The organism is Streptococcus sp. GMD4S (genome assembly GCF_000296955.1).
Window position 1 is genome coordinate 1 of the sequence record NZ_AJRE01000096.1, and the last position, 4,836, is coordinate 4,836.

The following is a 4,836-nucleotide window of genomic DNA, read 5'->3' on the forward strand; positions in this document are numbered from 1 at the left end:
GGAGCTGATTCATACAAAAAAGTGATGGCACATTTTCATCCTGAGTTCTTTTTAGGAATGACTGCAACTCCCGAACGAACTGATGGGCAAAATATTTATGAACTGTTTGATTATAATATCGCCTATGAAATTCGTCTGCAGGATGCGCTTGATAATGATATGCTTTGCCCATTTATTTATTTTGGGGTAAAGGATATTGAGATAGATGGACATCTAATCGATGAGAAGACAAATATATCAAACTTAACATCTAATGAACGAGTTAAACATATTCTGCAAAAAATTGATTTTTATGGAGTAAGTGGTGAAAAAGTAAAAGGATTGATATTCTGTTCCTCTAAACAGGAAGCGCATGAACTCGCTTCAAAATTGAATCAGAATGGGAAAGTTTGTAGGGCTCTAACAGGCGATGATAATATTGAAACACGAAATGAAGTCGTTTCTCAACTTGAAAAAGGAAAACTAGACTACATTTTGACAGTGGATATTTTTAATGAAGGTATTGATATTCCTTCTGTCAACCAGGTAGTCATGTTAAGAAATACTCAGTCTAGTATTGTTTTTGTTCAACAACTAGGGCGTGGTCTTCGTAAACATGAGAGTAAAGAATACGTCACGATCATTGATTTTATTGGTAATTATAAAAATAACTATTTGATTCCAATTGCTTTATTTGGAGACAAATCAATGAATAAAGATAATTACCGAAGAGAGCTAAGAGAACCCAATATTTTAAATGGCCTAACTACTATTAATTTTGAAGAAGTTGCTAAAGAACAAATCTTTAAGTCTATTACTAATACAAATCTTTCCAATCGAGCTATCCTAAAAGAGGCCTATATGGAAACAAAGAACCGCTTGGGACGTACTCCGAATCTCAGTGATTTTTTGGAACTAGATAGTCTAGATCCCTATGTTTTCTTTGATACTTTTAATCATTATGGAGAGGTTATTGCTTCCTTTGAAAAAGAGGATCGGTTTATTAAAATTCCTGAATTAAATGGTTTTCTAACTTTCCTCTGCAAAGAACTATCCAATGGTAAACGAAAAGAAGAACTCTATCTTTTAAAAATATTACTAGAAAAAGGAAAGATTTCCCGATCTGAATTTAAACAAATCTTAACAATGAAGCAATTAGGATCCTCCGAACAGTTATTTAAATCTATCGAAAACTGTTTAGACTATAACTTTTTTGTTAAAAGAGATCAAGAAAAGTATGGTTTGTCAGCCTTAAGCATTGAAGATGACACTTATCAACTAGCAACAGATTTCACTCAATTTCTTACAGAGGAATACAAAAAATTTATCTTAGACATCATTCAGACTGGTCTAGAGCGCTCTCAAAAATATCCGCAGGAACCATTGACAATAGGTGAAAAATACTCTCGAAAAGATGCTGTGAGACTTCTTAACTGGGACAAGGATGAGAGTTCTACTGTATATGGATACAAGGTCAAACATGGAACGTGTCCTATCTTTGTAACTTATCATAAGGATGACGATATTACAGAAACAACCCAGTATCAAGATGGATTCTTATCCAACAAAGTCTTTCATTGGTATTCTCGGAGCAATCGAAGCTTTAAGTCTAAAGAAGTTGCTGATATTATGCAATCTAATCAAACCGGTTTGGCTCTTCATCTCTTCGTAAAAAAAGAAGATGGTGAGGGAAGTGATTTCTATTATCTAGGGCCAGTTAGTTATTTGGAAGATAGTGCTACTGAAACTAGGATGCAGGATGGAAAAACTCCTGTAGTTACAATGAATTTTGAATTAGCCAATGAGGTTTCTTCCGCACTTTATGATTATTTGACAAAAAAATAAGAGAGTAATCTCTTATTTTTTTGTTAATAATTCTACAGCTGGACGATCTACTGGAGCCCAGTTGAGAGTATCTAGTTCATTGGGAGCTAACCAAGTTGAATTTTGGTGTTCAAGCAACTCTAGTTTTCCTGATATTAGCTTTGCATGATAGGTCTTCATGACAACTGTCCCAAAATTATAATCATATGAAGCTTCATTGATGTAAGAAACAATCTCAATTTCAGAATTTAGTTCTTCTTTAATTTCACGGACTAAAGCTTGTTCAGGAGATTCTCCTACTTCTAATTTCCCACCTGGAAATTCCCAAAAACCTCCTAAACTTTTACCTTCAGGTCTTTGTGCACAGAATATTTTTCCATCTCGTTCTATAGCCGCTGCAACAACATTTATTATTTTTTTTGACATAAGCTACCTCCAAGTAATATTTTAACAAATATTTTTAAATTTACCATGTGTTAAAATCAATTGATTTTTACTTAATAAATCATAGATAAATCTATTTTAACCTTTGACTATTCCGCAAAATTATCGTACAATAAAGAGTACATGATAAAATGAGGTCGGAGTCTGTTCGCTCTGGCGATAGTAGTAAAAATGAGGAGAAACGCTTTGGAATTAGAAGTATTTGCTGGGCAAGAAAAAAGTGAACTATCTATGATTGAGGTAGCGCGTGCTATCTTGGAACTTCGTGGTCGCGATCATGAGATGCATTTTAGTGATCTTGTAAACGAAATTCAAAACTACCTTGGAACATCAAACAGCGATATCCGCGAAGCTTTACCTTTGTTCTACACAGAGTTGAACTTTGATGGTAGCTTCATCTCTCTTGGAGACAACAAATGGGGCCTTCGTTCATGGTACGGTGTGGACGAAATCGACGAAGAAATCATCGCTCTTGAAGAAAGTGACGACGACGAAGTAGCACCAAAAGCTAAGAAAAAACGTGTCAATGCCTTTATGGATGGTGATTCAGATGCCATTGACTACAATGCAGATGATCCAGAAGATGAAGATGCATACGAAGCAGACCCAGCTCTTTCATATGATGATGAAAATCCAGATGATGAGAAAAATGAAGTGGAAGCTTACGATGCAGAAATCAACGAAATCGCCCCTGATGACTTGGGTGAAGACGTGGATCTTAACGAAGAAGACGACGAGTTTTCTGACGATGATACTGAAACGAGTGAAGAAGAGTAAAAGACTTCACAGAGGAGATCGTAAGATCTCCTTTTTCGTTCCTTGAGCAGATTATCCGTTAGGTTGTAGATCTTTAGTTGGTTTTCTGAAAGTAATCTTCTTATTTTCAGGTTTTACCGATTCGGGTTGACAAATGATCTGCTTTGAGGTATTATATTGTTCGGGCACCTCTTTTAGAGGTCGGGGCTCCCTAGTTACTAGGGAGCTATTTTTGTTTTTCAGGAAGTTTTCTTGAAAAGTCGTTATTCATAAGGGTCTTGTTTTCTATGTCCCCTCGTAGTTAACAAGGCCTTGAGCATTTTAGAAAGAGGAATTTATGTCTACGAAATATATTTTTGTAACTGGTGGTGTGGTATCGTCTATTGGGAAAGGGATTGTCGCAGCAAGTCTGGGTCGTCTCTTAAAAAATCGTGGTCTAAAAGTAACCATTCAAAAGTTTGACCCTTATATCAATATCGATCCGGGAACCATGAGTCCTTATCAGCACGGGGAAGTCTTTGTGACAGATGATGGGGCTGAGACAGATTTGGACTTGGGTCACTATGAACGTTTCATCGATATCAATCTCAACAAATATTCCAACGTGACAACTGGGAAAATTTACAGTGAAGTTCTTCGTAAGGAGCGCCGTGGAGAATACCTTGGCGCAACTGTTCAGGTTATTCCTCATATCACAGATGCTTTGAAGGAAAAAATCAAGCGTGCCGCTGTAACGACCGACTCTGATGTCATTATCACAGAGGTTGGTGGAACCGTTGGGGATATCGAGTCCTTGCCATTCCTAGAGGCCCTTCGTCAGATGAAGGCAGATGTGGGGGCAGATAATGTCATGTACATCCATACAACCTTGCTTCCTTATCTCAAGGCTGCTGGTGAGATGAAGACCAAGCCAACCCAGCATTCTGTAAAAGAATTACGCGGTTTGGGAATCCAGCCAAATATGTTAGTTATTCGTACTGAGAAACCAGCTGGTCAAGGCATTAAAAACAAACTAGCTCAGTTCTGTGATGTGGCACCAGAAGCTGTTATCGAGTCTTTGGATGTTGAACACCTTTACCAAATTCCATTGAATTTACAGGCGCAAGGTATGGACCAAATTGTTTGTGACCATTTGAAACTAGACGCACCAGTAGCGGATATGACTGAGTGGTCAGCCATGGTGGACAAGGTCATGAACCTGAAAAAACAAGTCAAGATTTCCCTTGTTGGTAAGTATGTGGAGTTGCAAGATGCCTACATCTCTGTGGTCGAAGCCTTGAAACACTCTGGTTATGCCAACGACGCAGAAGTGAAGATTAATTGGATCAATGCTAATGATGTGACAGCAGAGAATGTGGCGGAGCTCTTGTCTGATGCGGACGGAATCATCGTACCAGGAGGTTTTGGCCAACGTGGTACGGAAGGAAAAATTCAAGCCATCCGTTATGCGCGTGAGAATGATGTTCCAATGTTGGGAGTCTGCTTGGGAATGCAGTTGACTTGTATCGAGTTTGCTCGTCACGTTTTGGGTCTTGAAGGTGCCAATTCTGCTGAACTTGCACCAGAAACAAAATATCCTATCATTGATATCATGCGTGACCAGGTTGATGTTGAAGATATGGGTGGAACCCTTCGTTTGGGACTTTATCCGTCTAAGTTAAAACGTGGTTCTAAGGCAGCGGCTGCTTATCATAATCAAGAAGTGGTGCAACGCCGTCACCGTCACCGTTATGAGTTTAACAACGCCTTTCGTGAACAGTTTGAGGCAGCAGGTTTTGTCTTCTCAGGAGTTTCTCCAGACAATCGTTTGGTCGAAATTGTGGAAATTCCTGA

At 38.3% G+C, this 4,836-nt stretch carries 4 protein-coding genes; 3 read left to right on the forward strand and 1 reads right to left on the reverse strand.

Annotated features, from left to right (window positions below; genetic code table 11):
* Nucleotides 1-1,824 (forward strand): DUF3427 domain-containing protein (locus tag GMD4S_RS06950; protein ID WP_000419844.1); only part of this gene is annotated, 1,824 nt, incomplete at its 5' end.
* Between the two features lie 12 nt (nucleotides 1,825-1,836).
* On the opposite strand, the gene GMD4S_RS06955 is transcribed toward GMD4S_RS06950, so the two are convergent.
* Nucleotides 1,837-2,229 (reverse strand): (deoxy)nucleoside triphosphate pyrophosphohydrolase, encoded by a 393-nt coding sequence (locus GMD4S_RS06955; protein WP_000037666.1) that lies wholly within the window; start codon nucleotides 2,227-2,229, stop codon nucleotides 1,837-1,839.
* 204 nt (nucleotides 2,230-2,433) lie between these two features.
* Between GMD4S_RS06955 and rpoE the strand changes: the two genes are divergently transcribed.
* Nucleotides 2,434-3,024: a DNA-directed RNA polymerase subunit delta gene (rpoE, locus tag GMD4S_RS06960; RefSeq protein WP_000418417.1), complete on the forward strand. Its 591-nt coding sequence runs from the start codon at nucleotides 2,434-2,436 to the stop codon at nucleotides 3,022-3,024.
* 316 nt (nucleotides 3,025-3,340) lie between these two features.
* On the forward strand, nucleotides 3,341-4,836 hold a 1,496-nt coding region (locus GMD4S_RS06965; RefSeq protein WP_000105266.1), incomplete at its 3' end, for a CTP synthase.